General features: G+C 63.1%; 19 protein-coding genes and 1 pseudogene. 6 read left to right on the top strand and 14 right to left on the bottom strand.

The window, feature by feature from the left end:
• Positions 1-8 precede the first annotated feature (8 nt).
• From ACFVSJ_RS13235 to ACFVSJ_RS13215, 5 genes are all read right to left on the bottom strand, one after another.
• Positions 9-410 carry a cytochrome c oxidase subunit 4 gene (locus ACFVSJ_RS13235; RefSeq protein ID WP_387437251.1) on the bottom strand — a complete coding sequence of 134 codons (402 nt, stop codon included), beginning with the start codon at positions 408-410 and terminating at the stop codon, positions 9-11.
• Complete coding sequence (ctaD, locus tag ACFVSJ_RS13230; RefSeq protein ID WP_387437250.1) at positions 407-2,128, bottom strand: cytochrome c oxidase subunit I; 1,722 nt, start codon at positions 2,126-2,128, stop codon at positions 407-409. Before ctaD ends, ACFVSJ_RS13235 begins: the two co-directional genes overlap by 4 nt.
• Positions 2,129-2,138: 10 nt before the next feature.
• On the bottom strand, positions 2,139-3,008 hold the full coding sequence (coxB, locus tag ACFVSJ_RS13225) for a cytochrome c oxidase subunit II (RefSeq protein ID WP_387437249.1): 870 nt from the start codon (positions 3,006-3,008) through the stop codon (positions 2,139-2,141).
• Between the two features lie 183 nt (positions 3,009-3,191).
• Positions 3,192-3,581, bottom strand: a complete 390-nt coding sequence (locus ACFVSJ_RS13220) for a HesB/IscA family protein (protein ID WP_387437248.1) — start codon at positions 3,579-3,581, stop codon at positions 3,192-3,194.
• Between the two features lie 138 nt (positions 3,582-3,719).
• Entirely contained in the window at positions 3,720-5,174 is a 1,455-nt protein-coding gene (locus ACFVSJ_RS13215) for a dipeptidase (protein WP_387437247.1), read from the bottom strand.
• 111 nt (positions 5,175-5,285) lie between these two features.
• Here ACFVSJ_RS13215 and ACFVSJ_RS13210 point away from each other — a divergent pair, with 111 nt between their 5' ends.
• Positions 5,286-5,879 (top strand): DUF3043 domain-containing protein, encoded by a 594-nt coding sequence (locus ACFVSJ_RS13210; protein ID WP_387437246.1) that lies wholly within the window; start codon positions 5,286-5,288, stop codon positions 5,877-5,879.
• Between the two features lie 71 nt (positions 5,880-5,950).
• On the opposite strand, the gene ACFVSJ_RS13205 is transcribed toward ACFVSJ_RS13210, so the two are convergent.
• Complete coding sequence (locus tag ACFVSJ_RS13205; protein ID WP_387437245.1) at positions 5,951-7,027, bottom strand: quinone-dependent dihydroorotate dehydrogenase; 1,077 nt, start codon at positions 7,025-7,027, stop codon at positions 5,951-5,953.
• Positions 7,028-7,094: 67 nt separating this feature from the next.
• On the opposite strand from ACFVSJ_RS13205, the pseudogene ACFVSJ_RS13200 reads away from it, so the two are divergent.
• From ACFVSJ_RS13200 to ACFVSJ_RS13190, 3 genes and pseudogenes are all read left to right on the top strand, one after another.
• Positions 7,095-8,775 (top strand): annotated as a pseudogene (locus ACFVSJ_RS13200) (FAD-binding dehydrogenase).
• 9 nt (positions 8,776-8,784) lie between these two features.
• Positions 8,785-9,810, top strand: a complete 1,026-nt coding sequence (locus ACFVSJ_RS13195; RefSeq protein ID WP_387437244.1) for an alpha/beta hydrolase — start codon at positions 8,785-8,787, stop codon at positions 9,808-9,810.
• On the top strand, positions 9,807-10,880 hold the full coding sequence (locus ACFVSJ_RS13190) for an alpha/beta hydrolase (protein ID WP_387437243.1): 1,074 nt from the start codon (positions 9,807-9,809) through the stop codon (positions 10,878-10,880). Before ACFVSJ_RS13195 ends, ACFVSJ_RS13190 begins: the two co-directional genes overlap by 4 nt.
• A 69-nt stretch (positions 10,881-10,949) precedes the next feature.
• On the opposite strand, the gene ACFVSJ_RS13185 is transcribed toward ACFVSJ_RS13190, so the two are convergent.
• From ACFVSJ_RS13185 to leuA, 3 genes are all read right to left on the bottom strand, one after another.
• The gene (locus ACFVSJ_RS13185; protein ID WP_387437242.1) at positions 10,950-11,771 is read right to left on the bottom strand and encodes an isoprenyl transferase; all 822 of its coding nucleotides are present in this window, start codon (positions 11,769-11,771) and stop codon (positions 10,950-10,952) included.
• A gap of 2 nt (positions 11,772-11,773) precedes the next feature.
• Positions 11,774-12,544 (bottom strand): DNA repair protein RecO, encoded by a 771-nt coding sequence (gene recO, locus ACFVSJ_RS13180; protein ID WP_387437241.1) that lies wholly within the window; start codon positions 12,542-12,544, stop codon positions 11,774-11,776.
• Between the two features lie 67 nt (positions 12,545-12,611).
• Positions 12,612-14,351, bottom strand: a complete 1,740-nt coding sequence (gene leuA / locus ACFVSJ_RS13175) for a 2-isopropylmalate synthase (protein WP_387437240.1) — start codon at positions 14,349-14,351, stop codon at positions 12,612-12,614.
• A 250-nt stretch (positions 14,352-14,601) separates the two neighbouring features.
• Here leuA and ACFVSJ_RS13170 point away from each other — a divergent pair, with 250 nt between their 5' ends.
• Complete coding sequence (locus ACFVSJ_RS13170; protein WP_387437239.1) at positions 14,602-16,554, top strand: M13 family metallopeptidase; 1,953 nt, start codon at positions 14,602-14,604, stop codon at positions 16,552-16,554.
• Between the two features lie 67 nt (positions 16,555-16,621).
• Here the strand turns inward: ACFVSJ_RS13170 and ACFVSJ_RS13165 are convergent, their stop codons facing one another.
• The 5 genes from ACFVSJ_RS13165 to ACFVSJ_RS13145 all read right to left on the bottom strand — a co-directional run bounded on the left by ACFVSJ_RS13165 (position 16,622) and on the right by ACFVSJ_RS13145 (position 22,114).
• Positions 16,622-18,091 carry an LCP family protein gene (locus ACFVSJ_RS13165; RefSeq protein WP_387437238.1) on the bottom strand — a complete coding sequence of 490 codons (1,470 nt, stop codon included), beginning with the start codon at positions 18,089-18,091 and terminating at the stop codon, positions 16,622-16,624.
• Positions 18,092-18,287: 196 nt separating this feature from the next.
• Positions 18,288-19,250 (bottom strand): GTPase Era, encoded by a 963-nt coding sequence (era, locus tag ACFVSJ_RS13160; protein ID WP_387437237.1) that lies wholly within the window; start codon positions 19,248-19,250, stop codon positions 18,288-18,290.
• Entirely contained in the window at positions 19,234-20,565 is a 1,332-nt protein-coding gene (locus tag ACFVSJ_RS13155) for a hemolysin family protein (RefSeq protein ID WP_387437236.1), read from the bottom strand. Before ACFVSJ_RS13155 ends, era begins: the two co-directional genes overlap by 17 nt.
• Positions 20,562-21,035, bottom strand: coding sequence for an rRNA maturation RNase YbeY (gene ybeY, locus ACFVSJ_RS13150; RefSeq protein WP_387437235.1), 474 nt, complete (start codon positions 21,033-21,035; stop codon positions 20,562-20,564). Before ybeY ends, ACFVSJ_RS13155 begins: the two co-directional genes overlap by 4 nt.
• Positions 21,032-22,114 carry a PhoH family protein gene (locus ACFVSJ_RS13145; protein WP_387437234.1) on the bottom strand — a complete coding sequence of 361 codons (1,083 nt, stop codon included), beginning with the start codon at positions 22,112-22,114 and terminating at the stop codon, positions 21,032-21,034. Before ACFVSJ_RS13145 ends, ybeY begins: the two co-directional genes overlap by 4 nt.
• Positions 22,115-22,529: 415 nt before the next feature.
• Here ACFVSJ_RS13145 and ACFVSJ_RS13140 point away from each other — a divergent pair, with 415 nt between their 5' ends.
• Positions 22,530-23,399, top strand: a complete 870-nt coding sequence (locus ACFVSJ_RS13140) for a GerMN domain-containing protein (protein WP_387437233.1) — start codon at positions 22,530-22,532, stop codon at positions 23,397-23,399.
• Positions 23,400-23,404 lie beyond the last annotated feature (5 nt).

The raw sequence follows: 23,404 nt of genomic DNA, 5'->3' as shown, positions 1-23,404 counted from the left end.
CTTGGTGCCTAGTGGGCGTGATCGCCGCGGCTGTATTCGAAGACCCAACCGACGAGCGCAACGACCGCGAGGCCGGCGGCGACGAAAGTCACCCAGAAGCCGATTGCCAGGCCCAGGAATCCACCCGCGCAGGCGAGGCCGAGAACCAGGGGCCACCAGCTCCAGGGGCTGAAGTGACCCTGTTCGCCAGCACCTTCGTGGATTTCCGCGTCGGGGCGGTCCTCAGGACGCAGGCCCACCCGGCGGCCGGTGAAGCCAAGGTAGGCTCCGATCATGCCGGCCAGGCCACCTACGAGCAGGATTCCCAGGACGCCTACCCATTCAGTCCATCCGGTCAGGATGCCGTAAACGATGGTGACGGGGACGAAGAAGAAGACTCCGGCTCCGAAAAGCCATGATTCGATTTTCACTTGCGGACGTCCTTCTGGTCTGCGTTGCCGAGAACGGCAGCTGCGGGCGAGGGGGCTTCTGCGGTGTGCACCTGTGCCAACTCCGGGTGGTGCAGGTCCAGGGCCGGACGCTCCGAACGGATCCGGGGCAGGGAAGTGAAGTTGTGGCGCGGCGGCGGGCAGGAAGTTGCCCACTCCAGCGAGGCACCGAAGCCCCAAGGATCGTCAACTTCAACCTTCTTGTTGCTGCGCCAAGTGATGTACACGTTCCAGAAGAACGGGAGCAGTGACGCGCCCAGGACGAAGGAGGAAATCGTGGAGAACTGGTTCATCCAGGTGAAGTTGTCCTGCGGCATGTAGTCGGCGTAACGACGCGGCATTCCTTCAACACCCAGCCAGTGCTGGATCAGGAACGTTCCGTGGAAGCCGAGGAACAGCAGCCAGAAGTGGATCTTGCCGAGGCGCTCGTTGAGCATCTTGCCGGTCCACTTGGGCCACCAGAAGTAGAAGCCGGCGAACATGGCGAAGACGACCGTACCGAACACGACGTAGTGGAAGTGTGCCACCACGAAGTAGGAGTCCGAGACGTGGAAGTCGAGCGGCGGCGATGCCAGGATGATGCCGGTGAGGCCACCGAACAGGAAGGTCACCAGGAAGCCGATGCTCCACAGCATGGGCGTTTCAAAGGTGATGGAACCCTGCCAGAGTGTTCCAATCCAGTTGAAGAACTTCACGCCCGTCGGTACTGCGATAAGCATGGTCATGAAGGCGAAGAACGGCAGCAGGACGGAGCCCGTGACGTACATGTGGTGGGCCCACACCGTGACAGACAGCGCTGCAATGGCAATGGTTGCGTAAACGAGGCCCTTGTAGCCGAAGATCGGCTTGCGGCTGAAGACCGGGAAGATCTCCGAGACGATGCCGAAGAACGGCAGCGCGATGATGTACACCTCGGGGTGGCCGAAGAACCAGAACAGGTGCTGCCAGAGGACCGCCCCACCGTTTTCGGGATCGAAGATGTGGGCACCAAAGCGGCGGTCGGCGCCGAGTGCGAACAGTGCGGCAGCAAGCGGCGGGAAGGCCATGAGGACCAGGATGGCCGTAACCAGCGTGTTCCAGGTGAAGATCGGCATACGCCACATGGTCATGCCGGGGGCGCGCATGCAGATGATGGTGGTGATGAAGTTGACGGCACCGAGGATGGTTCCGAAACCGGACAATGCGAGGCCGAAGACCCACAAGTCACCGCCAACACCGGGACTGAACGTCGTGTTGGACAGCGGAGCGTAGGCGAACCAACCGAAGGATGCAGCACCCTGGGGGGTGATGAAGCCGGAGACGGCGATGGTGGAACCGAAGAGGAAGAACCAGAAGGCCAGCGCGTTCAGACGCGGGAAGGCGACGTCGGGAGCACCGATCTGGAGCGGCATGATGACGTTGGCGAAGCCGGCAAACAGCGGCGTAGCGAACATCAGGAGCATCACCGTGCCGTGCATGGTGAACATCTGGTTGTACTGTTCCTTGGTCTGCAGGATCTGCATACCGGGTTCGAACAGTTCGGCACGGATGAGGAGCGCCATGACGCCACCGAGGCAGAAGAACACGAACGACGCAATGAGGTACATGTACCCGATGGTCTTGTGGTCCGTGGAGGTGATCCAGTTGACGACGATGCGTCCCTTGGATTTAGGAACTACGGGAGCCTCGAGGGTCCCGGCGGATTGAGTGTAAGTAGCCACGTCGCTCCCCTTACTTTTCGTTCAGGTTCGGGTTGCGGTCGTATTCCGCACCGAGCAGGCCCGTGTTGCCCTCTTGGCGAAGCTGGTCCATGTGAGCCTGGAATTCGGACTCGGAGACAACCTTGACGCGGAAGAGCATTTCGGAGTGGTATTCACCGCAGAGTTCGGCACACTTACCGTCGAAGGTGCCTTCCTTCGTGGGGGTGAAACGGATGTAGTTGGTCTTGCCGGGGATCATGTCGCGCTTCTGCAGGAAGGCGGGAACCCAGAAGGAGTGGATGACATCGCGGGAGTTGAGCTCCAGGTCAACCGACTTGTTGACGGGCAAGTACAGGGTGGGAAGCAGGTCCTTGTTGACCTCGTTGCCGGTCAGGTGGGCCTGGACACCGGCCTCGTGGAGGTCCTCGGAAATAACCTGGCCCTGCTTGTAGTTGAAGTCCCATGCCCACTGCTTGCCACGGACGTCAACGACGACGTCTGCAGGCTGCGAGCGGTCATCGATCGCACGCTGGTCCTGGTCGGTGAAGTAGAAGAACACCAGCACCATGAACAGCGGGATGGTCAAGTAGAAGACCTCGAGCGGCAGGTTGTAGCTGAGCTGCTTGGGGAAACCTGTGGTGCCCTTGCGGCGGCGGTAGGCAATGATGCACCAGACCAGGAGGCCCCACGTGATGATACCGACTGCCAAGGCGGCGATCCATGAGTTGACCCAGAGGTCCATGATCCGGTCAGTGTGGTTGGTAGTGCCGCGCTCTGTAGGCAGCCAACCCTTCTCTACCTCTGGTGAACATCCGGTCAAAACCAACGCGCCGGCTAGTGCCAAGCCAGTGATCGAGGTGATCTTTACGCGTCGGCTGCCGGTTCGGTTCTGCGAACTCACAGACGGCCCTTCCTCTTGTTGCTGTCGCCCGGCAGGCCAAAGGCCCACCGGGCACACTAAAAGTTTTACTACCCGATGTAGAGCTTACCGCTATGAAGCGGTTTTCGCGCACATGTCGGCGCCGTGGCTCCGAACGTGGTCAAACACGTCCGGGACGGCGCCGACATGCGGCGATGGCTCACGTCAGTGGAACGAATCGCCGCAAGCGCACGAGCCGCCTGCGTTCGGGTTGTCAATGGTAAAGCCCTGCTTCGAGATGGTGTCCTCGAAGTCGATGCTTGCGCCGCTGAGGTAAGGGACGCTCATCTTGTCCACAACGACCTCGACGCCGTCGTAGTCACGGACCGCATCGCCGTCGAGCAGGCGCTCGTCGAAGTAAAGCTGGTAGATCAAGCCCGAGCAGCCGCCCGGCTGGACTGCAACGCGAAGGCGCAGGTCGGTACGCCCTTCCTGTTCCAGGAGGCTGCGGACCTTGCCTGCTGCGACGTCGGTCAGGTTGACCTCGTGCGTGGGAAGCTCTTCGCTCTCGGCGAGCTGTGCTCCAGTGCTGTTTTCGTTGGTTGCAGTGCTCATTGGCCTACCTTCTTATAACGCGCTTGGCGGCGGCGCCGGGGACGCTGCCTGCCCTTACCCAATTACGTACGGGTTATAGCTCCATGCTACGTCGCGCAGACGCTGAGCTATAACTCCTGACGTAACCACGGCCAGGGATTACTTGTTCCCGTTCAAGCGGGCAAGCATGAGGGCTTCCGCCAACACAGCATGCCTGAAGTCGCCGAGATGAAGGGATTCGTTCGCGCTGTGGGCGCGGGAATCAGGATCCTCCACGCCGGTCACCAGGATCTGGACCTCCGGGTAAACCTCCATCAGGTCTGCAATGAAAGGTATGGAGCCGCCGATACCCATCTCAACGGGCTCCACGCCCCAAGCCTCGCCGAGGGCCCACAGCGCCACCTGGGCCGCTACGGACGTGGTGTCGGTGGAGAACGCGTTGCCTCGCTCCCCCGGAGTGAACGCGACCTTCGCGCCGAACGGCGCATGCGCGAGGATGTGGCGCTCCAGGGCCTGCATGGCCGCGTCCGGGTCCTGCCCGGGCGCCAGTCGCATGCTGCACTTGGCGCGCGCACTCGGGATGAGGGTGTTGGACGCGACAGCCACGGCCGGAGCGTCGATACCGATGATGGACAGCGCCGGCTTCGTCCACAAGCGGGAGGCGATGGTGCCGCTGCCGGCGAGCCGCACGCCGTCGAGCACGGAAGCATCGGCGCGGTAGTCGGCTTCGGCGAGGTCAACCGCAACCTCGTCCCGGGCGACCAGGCCCTCGACTGCAACGTTCCCCTGGTCATCGTGGAGGGTTGCGATGAGGCGGGACAGCAGGGTGGGAGCATCCAGCACAGGTCCCCCGAACATTCCTGAATGCACAGCGTGGTCCAGCACCCGCACCTCGAATGTGCCGTCGACGAGTCCGCGGAGGCTGGTGGTGAGGGCCGGAACGCCCACCTTCCAGTTGCTCGAATCCGCAACCACAATCACATCCGAACGCAGGAGTTCCTTGTGCTCCTCAAGGAAGGTCCGGAAGGTTGGCGATCCGGCTTCCTCTTCGCCCTCGAAGAAGAAGGTCACGCCGAGGCCAAAATCGTCGCCGAGGACCTTCGACGCAGCACTGTAGGCCGCAAGGTGCGCCATGATGCCGGCCTTGTCATCCGCTGCGCCGCGACCGTAGAGGCGGCCCTCGCGCTCCTCCGCGACAAAGGGCTCGGACTTCCAGAGCGATCGCTCACCGGGAGGCTGCACGTCATGGTGGGCGTACAGGAGGATGGTTGGCTTTCCATCGCGTGCCGGCCGATGGGCGACGACGGCCGGCCCGCCGGGGGTACCGTCCGCTTTCGCGGCCCGCAGGATGCGGACGTCCTCCATCCCCGACTCCCGGACCAGCGCAGCCACGGCCTCGGCACTGCGGTCCAGCTCAGCGGGGTCGAAGCTGGCCCACGCGATTCCCGGGATGGCCACCAGGTCTTTGAGGGCGGCGAGAGTCGCATCGAACTGCTCGTTGACGGCTGCGCCCAGGGCCGCCGCATCGATACCGTCCATGGATTCGCCCGCGACCGGGGTACTGTCGGAGTTCCGTGCCGGATTCTGCGGGGTCTCCGCATGTGCTGAAGTCATGCCAAAACCTTACCGCCGGGTAGGTGCCGGTGTAGCGAGGCGCGGCACCCTGGCGTTCTCCCCGACGCCACGCGTAACCTGCGCCACCCGCCCGCGCTGTATTCTGTAGGGGTGTTCGGACGCAAAAAGGAAGAGCCAAGCGCTCAATCAGTAGTTGACCAGGCCCATGCCGCCTCGCAGGAACCCGTCATCGGGAAGGGCGCACCCACCCCCAAACGGAAGGCGCAGGAAGCGGCACGGAAGCGCCCCTTGGTCCCCACGGACCGCAAGGCTTCCAAAGAGGCAGAACGGGTGGCCATCCAGGACCAGCGGCAGAAGATGCGCCAGGCCTTGGACACCGGCGATGAGAAATATCTTCCGCTGCGGGACAAGGGTCCGCAGAAGAGGTTCGCCCGCGACTACGTCGATGCCCGATTCACGCTCGGCGAATTCCTGATGTTCGGTGCGCTCCTTTTTGTGGTGGTCTCGTTCATCATTCCGTCCAACAGCGCCCAGATCAGTTACGTGCTGATCGGTTTCTGGATCATGTTCCTCGCCGTCTTCGTGGACGTCTTTATCCTTTCCCGCCAGCTCCGCAAGAGGCTGGCAGCCAAGTTCGGCGAGGTGGAACGCGGCACCGTGTGGTATGGCTGCATGCGCGCGCTGCAGTTCCGCAAGCTCCGCCTCCCCAAGCCGCTGGTCAAGCGCGGTCAGTACCCGTCCTAAGAGAACACCAACCGTTACTCGAAAGGCCCCGGACTACGGTCCGGGGCCTTTCGTATTTCGCTGTCACAAAGCTACGCGGCGCGCCTGCGGATCCGGGCAAGGCCCTTGTTGATGCGTGACGCCCAGAACGGACCCTCATAGAGGAACGCCGTGTAGCCCTGGACCAGGGTGGCGCCGGCGTCCAGTCGTTCCTGGACGTCCTGGGCGGTTTCCACGCCGCCAACGGCGATAAGCACGAGCTGGTCCCCGACGGCATCCTTGAGCCGGCGCAGCACCTCGAGGGAACGCTGCTTCAGGGGTGCGCCCGAAAGTCCGCCGGCGCCGAGCGCCTCGACTTTCGCCGAATCGCTGGCGAGGCCCTCCCGGCCGATAGTGGTGTTCGTGGCAATGATCCCGTCAAGTTTGAGGTCCAAGGCCAAGCTCGCGACGTCGTCGATGTCTTCATTGCTGAGGTCGGGAGCAATCTTGACCAGCAACGGAACGTGGCGTCCTGCGGATTCATCGGCCACATCGCCCACTGCCCGCAGCAACGGGCGAAGTGTTTCGACGTTCTGGAGCAACCGCAGCCCCGGCGTATTGGGCGAACTGACGTTGACCACAAGGTAGTCGGCTGCCGGCGCAAGGCTGCGTGCACTGACGAGGTAATCCTCCGTGGCGGCATCGAGCTCCACCACTTTGGTCTTGCCAATGTTGACTCCGATCACCGGTCGGACTCCAGCGTGCGATCGCTGCAAGGCCGCCCGGGCGGACTTCAGCCTGGGGGCCACTGCGGCGGCGCCGTCATTGTTGAAGCCCATACGGTTGATGACGGCGCGGTCCTCGACCAAACGGAACAGCCGAGGCTTCTCGTTGCCCGGCTGGGCCTGCCCCGTAATGGTGCCGACCTCGACGTGCCCGAATCCAAGTTCGGACAATGCCTCAATGCCGTGGCCTTCCTTATCGAATCCTGCAGCCAGGCCAAACGGGGACGGGAACGTCAATCCCAGTGCCTCCGTTCGGAGCGATACGTCGGGAGCTGTGATCTTTGCCAGGATCCGGCCGGCGCCGGTGCGGTGGGCAGCCCGTATGGCCTGGAAGCCGATCTTGTGTGCTTTCTCGGCGTCCATCCAGGAAAAGGCAAGCTTGAAGAAGGTGGGGTAAACACGCATGGTCCTAGTTTTCCGGTTTCCTTCCGACTCACCAAACCCGTGACCTGCCTGCAGCTAGCATGTAGCCATGCCGCTTGAGGATCGTGACGGACATCATGGAAACCGCATCATCGCCGATGTGGTGGTCATCGGGGCCGGACTGTCCGGCCTGGTTGCCGCCGCCACAGCCTCTGCTGCAGGCAAGCGTGTTGCCATCCTTGACCAGGAGCCCGCCGCATCCTTGGGTGGCCAGGCCCACTGGTCCTTCGGTGGTTTGTACATGGTGGACACTCCGGAACAGCGGCGTCTCGGCGTCAAGGACAGCGCGGAACTCGCACTCCAGGACTGGTTCTCCTCAGCGGCCTTCGACCGTGCCGACGATGCCCACGCACGGATGTGGGCCGAGGCCTACGTACACTTTGCCGCCGGTGAGAAGCGCGCGTGGCTGAAGAGCCTCGGCGTGGGCATCTTCCCTCTGGTGCAGTGGGCGGAACGGGGAGGCTACGGCCCCCAGGGCCACGGCAACACGGTCCCGCGCTTCCACGTCGCGTGGGGAACCGGCCCCGCCGTCGTCGAACCATTCCTCGCCAAGGTGCGCGAAGGCGTCGCAGTGGGGCGTATTGCGCTGCACCTGCGGCACCGGGCAACATCGCTGACCATCGCCGCGGGCACCGTCACCGGTGTTGCCGGGGACGTTTTGGAACCAACGACGGCGGTGCGCGGCGAGGCTTCCCCGCGCACCGCCGTCGGGCATTTCGAAGCGGCGGGCGGCGCCGTAGTGGTGGCTACCGGCGGTATCGGCGGCAATCACGACATGGTGCGCCGCCAATGGCCCGGTGGCCTGGCACCGGCGGACCTGCTCAGCGGCGTGCCGGCCTCGGTTGACGGTGCCTTCCTGCCCGTGGTGGAGACCGCTGGTGCGTCTTTGGTCAACGGGGACCGCATGTGGCATTACCCCGGGGGGCATCCACAATGACCAACCCGTATGGCCCAAACACGGCATCCGGATCCTGCCCGGACCGTCGTCGTTGTGGCTGGATGCCGAGGGCAGGCAATTGCCCGCACCGCTGTTTCCAGGCTTCGACTCGCAGGGCGCCCTCCGCCACATCCTGGCAACCGGCCATGGGTACTCGTGGTTCGTCCTCAACCGCACCATAGCGCTCAAGGAACTGGCCCTCTCCGGTTCCGAACAAAACCCGGACCTCACGGGCAAGGACATTCCCCTGTTGCTGGGCCGCCTGAAGCCACGCGGTGACACACCCATTGAGCGATTCCTGGAGCGGGGTGCCGATCTCGTCCAAGGAACCTCACCCCAACATTTGGCCGGGCGCATGAATTCACTGACAGGCACGGGCCTGATCGATGCCAATGCGCTGGCGTCCCTGATCCGTGCGCGGGACCTTCAGGTTGAAAGCCGGCTGGGCAAGGATCCCCAACTGGCGGAAATTCGCGCAGCCCGGCGTTTCGCCACGGACCGCCTCATGAGGGTGGCTCCCCCGCACCGCCTCACGGACCCCGCCCATGGACCACTCATTGCCATCCGCCTGTCCGTCGTTACTCGAAAGAGTCTTGGCGGCCTGCAAACGGATCTGCGTTCACGGGTCCTGGGCAGTGACGGTTCGGCCATCTCCGGACTGTACGCAGTAGGCGAAGCTGCCGGATTCGGCGGCGGTGGCATCCACGGCTACAGGGCACTTGAGGGAACGTTCCTGGGCGGGTGCCTGTTCACCGGCAGGGCCGCCGGCCGCGACGCGGCAAGCAGTGTCTAAGCTGAACCCATGGAATGGTCATCGGACATCCTCGGCCCGGACTTCCAGTCCTGCAGCATCGAGACCCAGGGAGCCGACGGCGCAAGCCGCCGGGCAACCCTGGTGCGCCACCGGCCCGCTACGGCGCCCGACGGGGGCGCTGGACACGCAGCGGCCATCGACTCCCGTGGCGCCGTGCTGTTCCTGCATGGCTGGAGTGACTACTTCTTCAATGTTGAGCTGGCACGGTTCTGGGCCGGCCTGGGATATGACTTCTATGCCCTGGACATGCACAACCACGGCCGCAGCCTGGGCACGGACACTACCGGCGGCTACGTTGCCGACCTCCGCGACTACGACGCGGAGATCCACCAGGCACTCGGGATCATCCATGCCGACCCCGCGGGCAGCGATGGCTCCAAGGTGGCCCTGATGGGGCACTCGACCGGTGGCCTCATCGCCGCATTGTGGGCCAGCGGGCATCCTGGTGCCGTCCAGTACTTGATCCTGAACAGCCCGTGGCTGGAGATGCACGGCAATTCGGTGGTCCGCCGTGCAGCGCAGGCCATGGTGCATCCACTGGCCCGGCTTCGTCCAGAGATGGTACTGAAGCTTCCCGAGCGGGGTTTCTATTTCCGGAGCATCAGCAGTACCGCTGAGGGGGAATGGCCGCTCGACGAGCGGTACCGGCCGCCGCTTGCCTTTCCGGTACGGGCGGGTTGGCTCAAGGCCGTCCTTGATGGCCACACGAGGGTGGCGCGCGGACTGCGGTTGTCCATTCCCGTACTGGTCCTCACCTCTGCGGCCAGCGCCAACGGGATGGTCTGGCAGGAGTCGATGCGGCGTTCAGACGCGGTGCTCGATGTGGACATCATCGCGGTTCGGGCCATGGCCCTTGGACAGAGCGTGACCCTGGAACGCGTGGATGGCGGGCTCCATGACGTCTTCCTCTCCGCACCGAAGGTACGGGCCGATGCCTACTCCAGGCTGGCCCGGTGGATCCACGGCTTCATGGAGCAGGATACGTCCGTCGGTCGGCGGGAAGGGGACACGTGACCACCACGGAAGAAACAGTAGGCACCTGGCGGCCGGACATCCTTGGCGGTGGATTCCAACGCCTGGATCTACCCTTGGCGCCGGATGAGGAAGGCGAAGTCAAGGCGACCCTGGTCCGGCATCTTCCCGAGCCCGCCTCTCCCCTGCCCCACGGCATCCTCGACTTTTTCCAGGCCTTCGCGCGGCGCAAGCGCCGCCATGTCCTGCCCGATCCTTCGGCGGCCCCGCGCGCGGTGCTTTACCTGCACGGATGGGCCGACTATTTCCTGCAGACCGAGTTGGCCGAGTACCTCACTGCCTCGGGTTTTCATTTCTATGCCTTGGACCTGCGAAAATTCGGCCGGAGCCTGCTTCCGGGTCAAACGCCGGGCTATACGCCGGACTTGGCCGTTTACGACGAAGACATCGCTGCCGCATTGCTGGAAATCGACCGCGATGTGGCGTCCAGGACCAGCAATCCCCTGCCTCCGACCATCCATGTGATCGCCCACTCCCTGGGTGGCCTCATCGCCGCTTTGTGGGCAGACCGCAATCCCGGCCGCATCGGGACACTCGTGTTGAACTCCCCGTGGTTGGAACTCCAAGGCAGCAGCCTGGTACGCAGCATAGCCATGCACCTCATTGAGCCATTCGCCCGAACCGACCCCAAGCGCCCTTTTCGGTTCCCCGACATGCCTGCGTACTGGGAAAGTGTCAGCAGTGATGCCCACGGAGAGTGGCCCTTGGACCCTGTGTGGCGGCCCCGCGCGTCATTTCCCATCAGGGCCGGCTGGACCAAGGCCGTCCTGGCCGGGCACACTGCGGTGGAACGCAAACTCAACATCGACGCCCCCGTGCTTGTCCTGTTGTCGGGGCGGACCAGGATCCAGGCCGAATGGACAGCTGAACTCATGCGCGCCGATGCCGTGATCGATGTGGAGGAAACGTCCAGGAGGGCTTTGGGACTGGGCCGCCGCACTGCGGTGTTCCGCTACCCCGGGGCGCTCCACGATGTCTTCTTGTCGCGCAAGACGATCCGCCAGCAGGCCTACCGGGACGTGGCTGTGTGGCTGGCGTCCTACCCGTACTGAGACCGTGTACCTTTACTCGAAGCACAGCCGTGCCATGGAAAGTTCCTACGCTTAAAACGCGCGACCGTGCTACTTGACCGCCGGCGCGGCATCCACGGCACCGCCATAGCGGCGATCCCGCTTGGCGTAGATCTCCACTGCGTCCCACAACGTCCGGCGGTCCACATCCGGCCACAGCGTGTCCATGAAGACAAACTCTGCGTACGCCGACTGCCACAGCAGGAAGTTGGACAGTCTCTGTTCGCCGGAGCTGCGGAGGAAGAGGTCGACATCCGGGAGGTCGGGCTCGTCGAGATACTTCTGGATGGTCTTCTCCGTAACGGAACCGGGCTTCAGCACCCCTGCCGCTACGTCCTGGGCGATGGCGGACACCGCGTCCGCAATTTCCGCACGGCCACCGTAATTAACACACATGGTCAATGTGCACGTGCCGTTGCCCCGCGTGTAGTCCTCCGCCTCTTCCAGCTCGCGGATCACCGAACCCCAGAGCTTGGGCTTGCGGCCTGCCCAGCGGATCCGCACCCCCCATTCGTCGAGCTGGTTCCGCTGCCTGCGTAGCACGTCCTTGTTAAATCCCATGAGGAAGCTGACTTCTTCCGGGGACCGCCGCCAGTTCTCGGTGGAAAACGCATAGACGCTGACGTACTTGATGCCGAGCTCGATCGCTCCGGCCATGACGTCGAGAAGGGCGGGTTCTCCGGCCTTGTGGCCCTCGATGCGGGGCAGTCCCCGCTGATTCGCCCAGCGACCGTTGCCGTCCATGACAATGGCCACGTGCTGCGGAATGAGTTCTTTGGGAATCTGTGGAGGAACGGCTCCCGAGGGGTGCGCGTACGGTGCAACGACCGGCGCTGTCCGGACGGGTGTTTTGCTCTTCTTACCAAGTACCACTGTCAGCTTCGCTCCACATGTTTGAGTGATTTCACGGCGCGTTCCAAATGCCATTGAAGATAACCCCCCACCAGACCGGCCGCCTCCCTGCGGTGCCGGGGATCGGATCCATCGGCAACATTCCAGTTCCCCGTCAACAGTGCGCCGAGAAGCACCACCGTTTCCGGGGCAGGCGCAGGCGAACCGGGCGGACGGCAGTCACCGCAGACCATCCCACCCAGCGGCGCGGCAAAAGCGGTATGCGGACCAGGAGTTCCGCACCGGGCACAATCGGTGAAGCTGGGTGCCCAGCCGCCCGTGGCCAACGCCCGTAGGAGGTAGGAGTCCAAGATGAGCTCAGGAGGATGTTCCGAACGGCTGAGCGCTGCCAAAGCACCCACCAGCAGGTTGTACTGGGCTGTGCCTGATTCGGCGTCCACGTCAGTCAGCTTCTCTGCCGTCTCGGTCATGGCCGCGGCCACGGTGAAACGGCCGTAGTCCGAGGCGATGCTGCTGCCGTACGCACCCTTCGCCACCGCTTGCGTCACGATGTCCAGGCTGCGCCCGGCCACCAACTGAAGGTCTGCCACCATGAAGGGCTCCAACCGGGCCCCGAAACGACTGCTGGTCCTGCGCACGCCCTTGGCCACCGCCCGGACCTGGCCATGGTGCTTGGTGAGGAGCGTGATGATCCGGTCTGCCTCACCAAGTTTGTGCGTACGGAGCACCACGGCATCGTCCCGGTACGATCGGGCTGCGAAAGACGACGGATTGGCCACATCTAATCTTCGCATTGCGGCGGCCCCCGGGCAGACCGCCAAGCCGTGGGGTGACGGTATTTCCCGTCACCCCACGGACGGCCTAGGCCTGGGCGTCGCGGACAGCCCGGTTGACGGCGGAAATCAGGGCCTTCAGGGACGAGGTTGTGGTGCTGGGATCGATCCCCACGCCCCACAGGACCCGCTCGCCGACGGCACACTCAACGTAGGCAGCAGCGCTGGCACTCCCACCCTCGGACAGCGCATGCTCGCTGTAGTCGAGCACGCGGACGTCAACGCCGTCGTGGTGCAGGATGTCCAGGAAGGCGGCGATGGGGCCGTTGCCGTGTCCCGTCCGCCGAACCTCGACGCCTTCAATGCGCAGGTTGGCGTTCATGGTCATGGCCCCGGACTCGTCCGTCTCCGTGCTGACACTGCCCAGCGAGTAACGGCCCCACTGCGACTGTTCCTCGTCCGAAGGCAGGTATTCGTCCTGGAAGATCTGCCACAGCTGGGCGCCACTGACTTCGCCGCCAACGGCGTCGGTGCGGCGCTGGATCACGCCCGAGAACTCGATTTGTGCCCGGCGCGGCAGGTCCAGGTTGTGCTCGTTCTTCAGCAGGTAGGCCACGCCGCCCTTGCCGGATTGCGAGTTGACGCGGATAACGGCCTCGTAGCTGCGACCCAGGTCCTTGGGATCGATCGGCAGGTAGGGAACCTGCCAAGTGAAGTCCTTGACCGGAACGCCGGCGGCCGCGGCGTCCTTCTCCAAGGCTTCGAAGCCCTTCTTGATGGCGTCCTGGTGCGAACCCGAGAAAGCGGTGAACACGAGGTCGCCGCCATACGGAGCGCGCTCCGGAACCGGCAGCTGGTTGCAATATTCAACAGTGCGGCGTACTTCGTCGATGTCCGAGAAATCGATCATGGGGTCGATGCCTTGGACAAACATGTTCAGGCCCAGTGTCACCAGGTCCACGTTGCCCGTCCGCTCGCCGTTGCCGAACAAGCAACCCTCGATCCGGTCTGCGCCGGCCAGGTAGCCCAGCTCTGCCGCAGCAACACCGGTGCCACGGTCGTTGTGCGGGTGCAGGGAAATGATGATGCCTTCCCGCGGGTGCAGGTTCCGGTGCATCCACTCGATGGAATCGGCGTAGACGTTCGGCGTTGCCATTTCCACCGTGGCCGGCAGGTTGATGATCACTTGCTTGTCCGCCGAGGCCTCGAAGACATCCGCGATGGCATTGCACACCCGGGCTGCGTACTCGAGCTCGGTTCCCGTGAAGGACTCAGGCGAGTACTCGTACGTGATGTGCGTGTCCGCCAGCGTCTCTTCGTACTTCTTGCACAGCCGCGCGCCCTGCAGTGCGATGTCCAGGATTCCGTCCTCATCCTGGTTGAAAACCACCCGGCGCTGCAGTACGGACGTGGAGTTGTAGAGGTGCACGATCGCCTGCTTGGCGCCAACCAAGGACTCATACGTCCGTTCAATCAGGTGTTCACGTGCCTGGGTGAGCACCTGGATGGTGACGTCGTCCGGAATGTGGCCGCCTTCAATCAGCTGCCGGACAAAGTCGAAGTCGGTCTGCGAGGCGGAGGGGAAACCAACTTCGATCTCCTTGAAGCCCATCTTCACCAGCAGCTGGAACATCTTCAGCTTGCGGGCCGGGCTCATGGGGTCGATCAGCGCCTGGTTTCCGTCCCGGAGGTCGACGGCGCACCAGCGCGGGGCTTTGGTGATGACCTTGTCCGGCCACGTACGGTCCGGAACATCAACAGAGATTTGGTCCTGGAATGGCTTGTAGCGGTGAATCGGCATACCGGAGGGCTTTTGTGCATTGCGCATGACGTGTGGCCTTTTCTCTAAGAACTAAGTGAAAGCTTAGCCGGGCACACCGAAACTCCGCGGCGAGGATGGCCCAGCTTTCAATCAGCTTTCAGGCCTCGCCGCGGCAGCTAAGAAGAAGCATCTCCGCACGCACAAGTTCACAGTAACACGGTGCGTATGATGACATTGCAACACCCAATGCAACGTCCACTATGCAGACGCAGCGACGGTGCCAACGCCGGCTGCAGCGTCCATCCAAGGAGCCACAGTGCCACAGTCGGGGATCACTCTTTCCAACATCGATCACAACGTCCGGCCGCAGGACGACCTTTACCAGCACGTCAACGGAGCTTGGCTTAACAGCACAACCATCCCGGACGACAGGCCGTTGGAAGGCACGTTTACCGCCCTGCGCGACGAAGCCGAACTGGCTGTGAAGGCGATCATCGAGGAAGCTGCAGGCAAGGGCGAGGCCGCGACCGGCGTCGAAAGCAAAGTCGGCGGACTGTATGCGAGCTTCATGGACGAGGCTGCTGCTGAATCCAAAGGGCTTGACCCTCTCCGCGAGCGGCTCGAAGATGTCCGCGCGGTGTCGAGCGTCAGCGACCTTGTTGCCCTCATCGGACGGTTGTTCCGCTCCGACGTCTCCGGGCTCTTTGGCATCTACCCCGCGCCGGACGCAGGCAACCCCGAGCGCATCCTTCTCTACATTGGCCAAGGGGGCCTTGGCCTTCCCGATGAGTCCTACTATCGAGACGAAAAGTTCGCTCCCATCGTCAATGCCTACGCGGAGTACATCGGCAAGCTGTTCGGTCTCGCGGGCATCCCCGATGCCCAGGCTGCCGCGGGGAGGATCGTGGCCCTGGAGACTTCGCTCGCTTCCCACCACTGGGACAACGTCACGCTGCGTGACCCGCAAAAGACCTACAACCTGAAAACGGCCGACGAAGCCGCCACCTTGTTCCCCCTCCTCAACACATGGTTCGAGGCCGCCCGCATCGAAGCCGGCAAGCGCTCGGAAATCGTGGTGAGCACGCCGGACTTCTTCACAGGTGCCGCAGACCTCCTGGAGTCCACGGACCTGGAAACGTGGAAGGAGTGGCTGACCCTTCGTGTACTGGGATCGGCGGCACCTTATCTGTCCGCTGAGTTCGTGGACGCGAACTTCGACTTCTATGGCACCACGCTCAGCGGCACCCCGCAGAACAAGGAACGCTGGAAGCGGGGCGTGGCCGTGGTTGAGGCAGGCCTGGGCGAAGCAGTAGGCCAGATCTACGTTGAACGGCATTTCCCCCAAGGCCACAAAGCCAGGATGCAGACCCTGGTTTCCAACCTGATCGAGGCCTACAGGGCCAGCATTTCCGACTTGGAGTGGATGGGTGAGGCAACCAAGGCAGAGGCCCTGAAGAAGCTCGAGGCGTTCCGCCCCAAGATCGGCTTCCCCGAGAAATGGATCGACTACTCCGCTGTTGAGATCGACCCCAACGACCTCCTGGGCAATGTGGAGCGCGCCCACGACGCGGACATCGACCGGCACCTTGACGAAATCGGCAAGCCGGTGGACCTGGACAAATGGCTCATGACACCGCAGACGGTCAACGCGTACTACCACCCGATGCTGAACGAAATCGTTTTCCCCGCAGCCATCCTGCAGCCGCCGTTCTTCACTGCGGAAGCGGATGACGCCGTGAACTACGGCGGGATCGGTGCCGTGATCGGCCACGAGATCGGCCATGGTTTCGATGACCAGGGGTCCCAGTTCGACGGCAGTGGCGCCCTCCGTAACTGGTGGACGGAAGAGGACAGGGCCGCGTTCGAGACGCGCACCGCAAAGCTGGTGGCGCAGTACGATGCCCTGTCCCCGCACGCCGCGCCGGACCACAAGGTCAACGGCAAGCTCACACTGGGCGAAAACATTGGCGACCTCGGTGGGCTCACCATTGCCTACAAGGCTTACCTCCTCAGCCTTGACGGTGCAGAGCCGGAGGTGATCGATGGTTTCACTGGTCAGCAACGGTTCTTCATGTCCTGGGCTGCGGGATGGCGCCAAGTGATCCGCGCCGAGGAAGCAATCCGGCGCCTGGCCACGGATCCCCACTCCCCCAATGAATTCCGCACGAACGCCATCGCCCGCAACCTCGACGCCTTCCACGAAGCATTCAAGGTCACGGAGCAGGACACCATGTGGATGGAGCCCGGAGAGCGGGTCAGCATCTGGTAAGCGTGACCACAAACCATTGGCCGGGCCCCATCGGGGACCCGGCCATTGGTTTTCCACCACCAAACAGTTATTGCGTGATGTAGAGGGGGTTCACTTGCTGGCAAACGGCATCCTTGGCCGTCTGGTTGACCACGTCGGTGGGGACTGAAGCCGCACCGTACGCGGTCCCGCTTGCAAAGTCCGTACCCACATAGACCTGGACTCCGGAAACGCCGGCAGCCTGCTTGACCTGTGTTGCCGGAATACCGAACAACGCCGCAACGTCCGTGGCCACGTCAGCGAAGTCCGGGCCGTAGTAGACAACGGTCTGTTCCACTGGGTTGGCAAGGTAGGACACCGCTTGGGTGAAACCATTGCCGGTCAGCACGGACATGATCTCCTGGGCCCGCGTTCCCACTCCGCTGCCGTTGGCAACGGAAACGGGCTGGATGGCCTTGTTGTAGGCCGCGGGCGGTGGTGCAGCGGTGGTAGGCGCCGTATCCGTGGCGGAGGGCGTGGCTGTGGGGCTGGACGTTGCCCCGGGGTTGGTCAGGTCAAGGTCCGCCCGGAGCGCAGCGAAGAGTTGCGAGGCCTGTGGTTCCACGAGCTCAAGCCTGTTGGGGTCAATTGCCGCCGGCTGCGTGGGAACGGAGACGAAGGCAACCTTGGACACATCGATGTCCTTCAACCGGCCGCCGATGGTCAGAAGCGTGGGTACCGAAGCCAGCCCCTCGTCCACGGTGAGGTTCTGCGTAACCACATCGGCGATCTGCAGCAGGCGCTGCGGGTTTGCCAGGGTGCCCTCCGACTTCAACTTGCGGGTCAAGGAAGACAGGAAGGCCTGCTGCCCCTTGATGCGGCCGAGGTCACCGCCGTCGCCAAAGGCGTGACGCGTACGGAGGAACGCCAAGGCCTGTTCCCCTTCGACCTGCGAGTTGCCCTTGGCCAGGCGAAGGCCCGAGTCGGGGTCGAAGACGGGGTCGCTCACGCAAACGTCCACGCCGCCAACAGCTTTGGATAACTCCTTGACCGCGTTGAAGTCCGCCATCATGAAGTGGTCCACGGTGAGGCCGGTGAGCTTGTTGATGGTGTCCACGGCGCAACCGATCCCGGCTTCGGCCATGGCTTCATTGATCATGACGCCACTGCGCGCGGGGAATGTCTGGTTGTTGGTGCGGTCGGTGCATTGCGGGACATCCACCAACAGGTCACGAGGGAAACTCATCACGCTGACGCGCTTGTTGTCGGCCGAAATGTCCAGCAACATCATCACGTCCGAGTGGCCGTACCCCGTGGAGTCTTCCGCCGTACCATACTGCGAGTTCTTGCCGTCGCGGGTGTCGGATCCCAGGATGAGGATCTGGAGCCGGTCCGACTTGTCGTTCACTGTGGCGTCGCCGGTGACCCGCTCGTCGCCGGCGCTCAGCGGAGCCTTGGTGATGTTGCTCTGCAGCCGGATGAACCAAAAAGCCGCGAAGGCGACGCCGGCCACCAAAGCCACGGAGACCACTCCGGTGACTATCTTCAGCCACAAAGGCAGCCCCTTGGGCGCATTCATGTGGCGCGGAGTGCCTTCGGGCCCTCCACCATGACGCGCCTCACCGGGAGCAGCGGTGCCGGTGCCCGGGGCGTGGGCTTCACGACGTCGCACTATTCGGTTACCTTTCCTCAAACAGGTGAATCTCCGCAATCATAATGGCCGTTTCTGTGAACTTGCCTATCTGTCCACGGACCACGCCGATGCGCAGCTTCAATCAGAAGCCCAGCTTCACCAATTGCTTGGGGTCGCGCTGCCAGTCTTTGGCTACTTTCACATGCAAATCCAGGTAGATGCGGGTGCCCAGCAGCGTTTCAATACCCTTGCGTGCGTTGGTACCCACCTCGCGCAAGCGGCTTCCGCCCTTGCCGATGATGATGGCCTTTTGCGAAGGACGCTCCACGTAAAGATTGACACGGACATCCAGAAGGGGGTTGTCCTCCGTCCGGCCCTCCCGGGGGACAATTTCCTCAACCACCACGGCCAAGGAGTGCGGAAGTTCATCGCGCACACCTTCCAGCGCTGCCTCGCGGATCAGCTCGGCGATCATGACGGCTTCGGGCTCATCGGTCAACTCACCGTCCGGGTAGAGCGGCGGAGACGGCGGCATGTGGCCAATGAGCACATCCGCTACCGTGGTGACCTGGAATCCGTCAGCGGCCGACACGGGAACAATGTCCGCCCATCCCTGGTCACCCAGGACCTCCCGTCCCAGTTCGGCTACGGCGAGCAGTTGCTCGGTCAGGGCCTGGCGGTCCACCAAGTCCGTCTTGGTCACGATAGCCACGATTGGCTTGCGGCCCACTCCGGCGAGCTGAGCCGCGATGTACTTGTCGCCAGGGCCGATTTTCTCGTTCGCCGGGAGGCAGAAGCCGATGGCGTCGACTTCAGCCAGGGTGTCTGCCACGAGCTCGTTGAGACGCTTCCCCAAGAGGGTGCGGGGTCGGTGGAGTCCGGGAGTGTCCACGAGGATGAGTTGTGCATCTTCCCGATGCACGATGCCGCGAATCGTGTGCCTGGTGGTCTGTGGCTTTGCCGAGGTGATGGCCACTTTCTGTCCAACCAGGGCGTTGGTCAAGGTGGACTTCCCGGCGTTGGGGCGGCCAACGAGGACGGAGAATCCGGCGTGGAAGCCGCCGAATGCATCCTCGGCGTCGAATTTCTTATTTTGCTTGCTCACGTGGAACTCCCTGTTGCGTTGTGCCGGCCTCGTCGAGTAGGTCTTCAAGGTCAGTCTCTTCTTTTGGCATCGCTGCCGCAATGATGTGGCTGACCCGGTTTCGCCGACCCTCAAGCCTATCGGCCTTGAGCGATACTCCGTTCACTTCCACCGAGCTTCCCACAATCGGGACCTGGCCCAGCGCCTTCGCCAGGAGGCCACCAACGGTGTCCACCTCGTCATCGTCGAGGTCCATATCGAACAGTTCCCCCAGGTCGTCAATGCTCATGCGTGAGCTGACCCGGTAGGTACCGTCGCCCAAATCAACAGCTTCTTCCGCTGCGGCGTCGTACTCATCCACGATTTCCCCGACTATTTCCTCGATGAGGTCCTCAAGCGTGACCAAACCGGCTGTGCCGCCGTACTCGTCGATCACAATTGCGACGTGCGTCGATTCCTGCTGGAGCTCCTTCAAGAGGTCGCTCACCGGCTTGGACTCCGGAACGTAACGGACCTCACGCGCCAGCGAATCGACGTCGTGTGGTTGCAGGCCGTGCTCGTTGCGGTGGAGCGCCGCCGCCACGTCCTTGAGGTAGAGGATGCCGCGGATTTGGTCGGTGTTTTCGCCAATGACCGGGATCCTCGAATAGCCGGAGCGGAGGAACAGGGCCATCGCCGCCTCCAGCCCGGAACCCGTGCCGATGCTGACGATGTCCGTCCGGGGAACCATGACCGAACGGACCAAGGTGTCCCCGAAATCGAACACCGAGTGGATCAGCTCGGCCTCGTTGTCCTCGATCATGTCCGATTCGGCCGCCCGGTCTACGAACTCCCGGAACTCCTCCTCGCTGACGAAGGCATCATCGCCGCTTGGCGCACCGGGCGCCACAACGCTGCCCAAGGCTACGAGCCACCCAGGAATCGGTCCCAGAATCCAACACAGGAACCTGATCAGTGGTGCCGTAAACCGCACCACGGGACCGGAGTGGGCCCGGCCGAGTTGCCGTGGCGAAACGCCGACCAGGACAAAACCAATGACCGCCATTATGCCCGTGGCGGCGAGCCCGGCGAGCCATACGTTGTCCAGCAGGCTGTGAAGGACGACGGCGACTGCCACCGCGGCTGCCATCTCGAACCACACGCGCCAGAACCGAAGCGCCCTGATATGGGCCACGGGATTCTTGAGGATGCTGCCCAGGGCTTTGCCCTTGCTGCGGTGCACCGATTGTTCAGCCTCGTGGCGGGGCAGGAAATTGAAGGCAGCCTCCGCTGCCGTCAGTAGGGCGACAAAGCTCAGGAAAACCAGCGCCATGCCGACCAAGGCGAGCGAGGTCACTGCATGGTCTCCATGGGGGCATCCTTGCCCAGGAACTCCGACAGCAGTTCGCGCTGCAAACCGAACATTTCTTCTTTCTCCTCCGGCTCCGCATGGTCGAAACCGAGCAGGTGAAGGATGCCGTGGGTTGTCAGCAACAGCATCTCGTCCTGGGTGGGATGGCCCGCATTGCGCGCTTGCACTTCGGCCACCTGCGGGCAGATGGCGATATCTCCGAGCATGCCTTGGGGAGCAGGGCGGTCCGGGGTCCCGGGGGTCAGTTCGTCCATCGGCACGGAAAGCACATCAGTGGCGCCGGGTTCATCCATGAGCTCGATGTGGAGTTTCTCCATGGCCGCCTCGTCCACCAGCAGGATGGACAGCTCCGCCTGGGGATGGATGTACAAGCGCTCAAAGATGAAACGCGACAACGTCACCAGTTGGGCCTCGTCCACCTCCACACCGGATTCGTTGTTGACTTCAATGCTCATTTACGTTCTCCACGTTTGTGTTGGGTGCCCGCTGTCCCCGGGCGGTGGGCGTCGTCCCATTTGCTGTAGGCGGAAACAATGTCCGCTACGAGGCGGTGCCTGACGACGTCGGCAGCCTCAAGGATGGAGAAGTTGACGTCGTCGATGCCCGTCAGGATTTCCCGGACGATCCGCAGCCCGGACGTGGCCCCGAAAGGCAGGTCAATCTGGGTCACGTCGCCCGTCACCACCATCTTGGAACCAAATCCAAGGCGGGTCAGGAACATCTTCATCTGTTCCGGAGTGGTGTTTTGTGCCTCGTCCAGGATGATGAACGCATCGTTGAGCGTACGGCCCCGCATGTAGGCCAACGGTGCAACTTCGATGGTGCCTGCAGCCATCAGCCGGGGAATCGACTCGGGATCCATCATGTCGTGGAGGGCGTCGTACAGGGGCCGCAGGTAGGGGTCGATCTTGTCGCTCAGGGTACCGGGCAGGAATCCGAGCCGCTCCCCCGCCTCAACGGCCGGGCGGGTCAGGATGATCCGGCTGACTTCCTTGTTCTGCAGGGCCTGGACGGCTTTGGCCATGGCCAGGTAGGTCTTGCCCGTACCGGCCGGGCCGATTCCGAAGATGACAGTGTTTTCATCGATGGCGTCGACGTAGTTTTTTTGGTTCAGCGTCTTGGGCCGGATGGTCTTGCCCCTGCTGGACAGGATGTTGTGCGTCAGGACATCCACCGGGTTCTGGACCGACTGTGTCCTCAGCAGGGAAACGAGCTGTTGCAGGATGTCCGGAGTAACAGTGGTTCCCTTGGCAACGAGTCCGCGGACTTCCTCCAGCAGGCGCATGATCCGCGGAATGACAGTGGAGGGGCCAGACATGGACAATTCATTGCCCCGCACATGGAAATTGACCTCCGGGAATTGGTCCTCGATGTAGCGCAAGGCCTCGTCATGGCTGCCCAGCGAGTGAACCATCTGCTCGGAGTTGTCGAACGTGACGATTTCCGTGCGCGTGCCCGGTAAGGTGTGCGGGAACTCGGTGGCCGCTGGGTTCCCGTTGCCGGTCCGCAGCCGCCCATTCAGGGATTCACTCATAGTGCTGGCCGTACGGCCTGTTCTCCTCCGGTTGGTTCACGTGTTGTCCCTCAATCGGCCCTGGGGCCGACCATGGTCCGGCCCTTATGCCGGAATGCCTTCAATCCTACGCCAGCAGTCCGCCGTCGGAACTGCAAAGGAAGCAGTCAAACGAGGCCTCCGGCCGCAGGGCCTTTTTGTCTCAACTCGGCATCAAGCCGGTATCAATCCTGTTTCAGTTGGCGCCCGCCCCGCCAAACCCGGCCAGCCGCCGTCGGGCGTGTGCCAAGCTGGCAGGGCGGGATGAAAACACAGCCCGTTCAGGATTGGCCGTCCAACCGGGCGGAAGCCAGGCAAGGAACCCCACATCACGCACTCAGGCACCCAGCAGCAAGGCGCACGCAAACGGACAAAGTCCGCTGTTGCCGCGCCTGCCATGGCTGCTGTCCTGTTCCTGACCGGCTGCATCGCCAATGGCGGCACCACCCCGCCCACTTCGAGTCCCGCCATCAACATCCAGGACGCCCCGGCGAGCAATGCGCCCTTGGAGACCACCCAGGCCTCCACCAAGATCCCCGTCTACTGGATCGGCCGCAGCAAGGACAACGTCTACCTCTACCGGGAATTCCGCGACATATCCGGTGACGAGAACCCCGTCACCACAGCCCTGCGCATCATGATGGCCGAGAAACCGCTGGACCACGACTTCTTCACCCCGTGGCAGGAACCCGGCAGCCTGGCCACATCCATTTCGGGCAAGAACGTCATTACCGTGGACATTTCCCGGGACGCCTTCAACTCCAACCTCGACGCCGGGATGGCGCAGAGGGCGGTACAGCAACTCGTTTACACGGCCACGGCGGCTGCGTCCTCGTCAGGCCTGATCAACTCCGGGCAGCAAATCCAGGTGGTCATCCTGGTGGACGGCCACACCGACTTCATGGCCTTTGGCCAGGTGAAGCTGGGCCAGCCCATGGCCAGGGATGCCTCGATGGTGGCTCCCCTCTGGATCATTGATCCCCAGGAAGACACCACGCTGCCCTCGGGAACGGTCAAATTCAACGGCCGCAGCACCGACAGTTCCAAGCCTGTGAACTGGCAGATCCTGCAGGACAACGGCAACGGTGCCCGCACCAGCCTGCTGACCGGCCAAGTGAAATCCACCGGCGAGCCCGGCCAGTTCGGCGTATTTACCTTCAGCGCCACGTTGAAGCCCGGACGGTACGAGCTTCGGGTAACCCAGGTGGACAACGCCGGGCAGGCCGACGAGTCCACGCTGGACACCCGGCTCTTCAACGTCAACTGAAGGCC

Origin of the sequence: Paenarthrobacter sp. NPDC058040 (assembly GCF_042885775.1) — a bacterium.
GTDB lineage: Bacteria > Actinomycetota > Actinomycetes > Actinomycetales > Micrococcaceae > Arthrobacter.
The sequence above is the reverse complement of the archived record's forward strand: the minus strand, read 5'-3'. Positions and strand labels throughout refer to the sequence as shown.

What these genes read in the sequence shown, in the direction of transcription:
- ACFVSJ_RS13220 (WP_387437248.1), bottom strand. Translation starts at nt 3,581, where the DNA reads ATGAGCACTGCAACCAACGAAAACAGCACTGGAGCACAGCTCGCCGAG.
- ACFVSJ_RS13215 (WP_387437247.1), bottom strand. Translation starts at nt 5,174, where the DNA reads ATGACTTCAGCACATGCGGAGACCCCGCAGAATCCGGCACGGAACTCC.
- ACFVSJ_RS13205 (WP_387437245.1), bottom strand. Translation starts at nt 7,027, where the DNA reads ATGCGTGTTTACCCCACCTTCTTCAAGCTTGCCTTTTCCTGGATGGAC.
- ACFVSJ_RS13195 (WP_387437244.1), top strand. Translation starts at nt 8,785, where the DNA reads ATGGAATGGTCATCGGACATCCTCGGCCCGGACTTCCAGTCCTGCAGC.
- recO (WP_387437241.1), bottom strand. Translation starts at nt 12,544, where the DNA reads ATGCGAAGATTAGATGTGGCCAATCCGTCGTCTTTCGCAGCCCGATCG.
- leuA (WP_387437240.1), bottom strand. Translation starts at nt 14,351, where the DNA reads ATGCGCAATGCACAAAAGCCCTCCGGTATGCCGATTCACCGCTACAAG.
- ACFVSJ_RS13165 (WP_387437238.1), bottom strand. Translation starts at nt 18,091, where the DNA reads ATGAATGCGCCCAAGGGGCTGCCTTTGTGGCTGAAGATAGTCACCGGA.
- ybeY (WP_387437235.1), bottom strand. Translation starts at nt 21,035, where the DNA reads ATGAGCATTGAAGTCAACAACGAATCCGGTGTGGAGGTGGACGAGGCC.
- ACFVSJ_RS13145 (WP_387437234.1), bottom strand. Translation starts at nt 22,114, where the DNA reads ATGAGTGAATCCCTGAATGGGCGGCTGCGGACCGGCAACGGGAACCCA.
- ACFVSJ_RS13140 (WP_387437233.1), top strand. Translation starts at nt 22,530, where the DNA reads ATGGCTGCTGTCCTGTTCCTGACCGGCTGCATCGCCAATGGCGGCACC.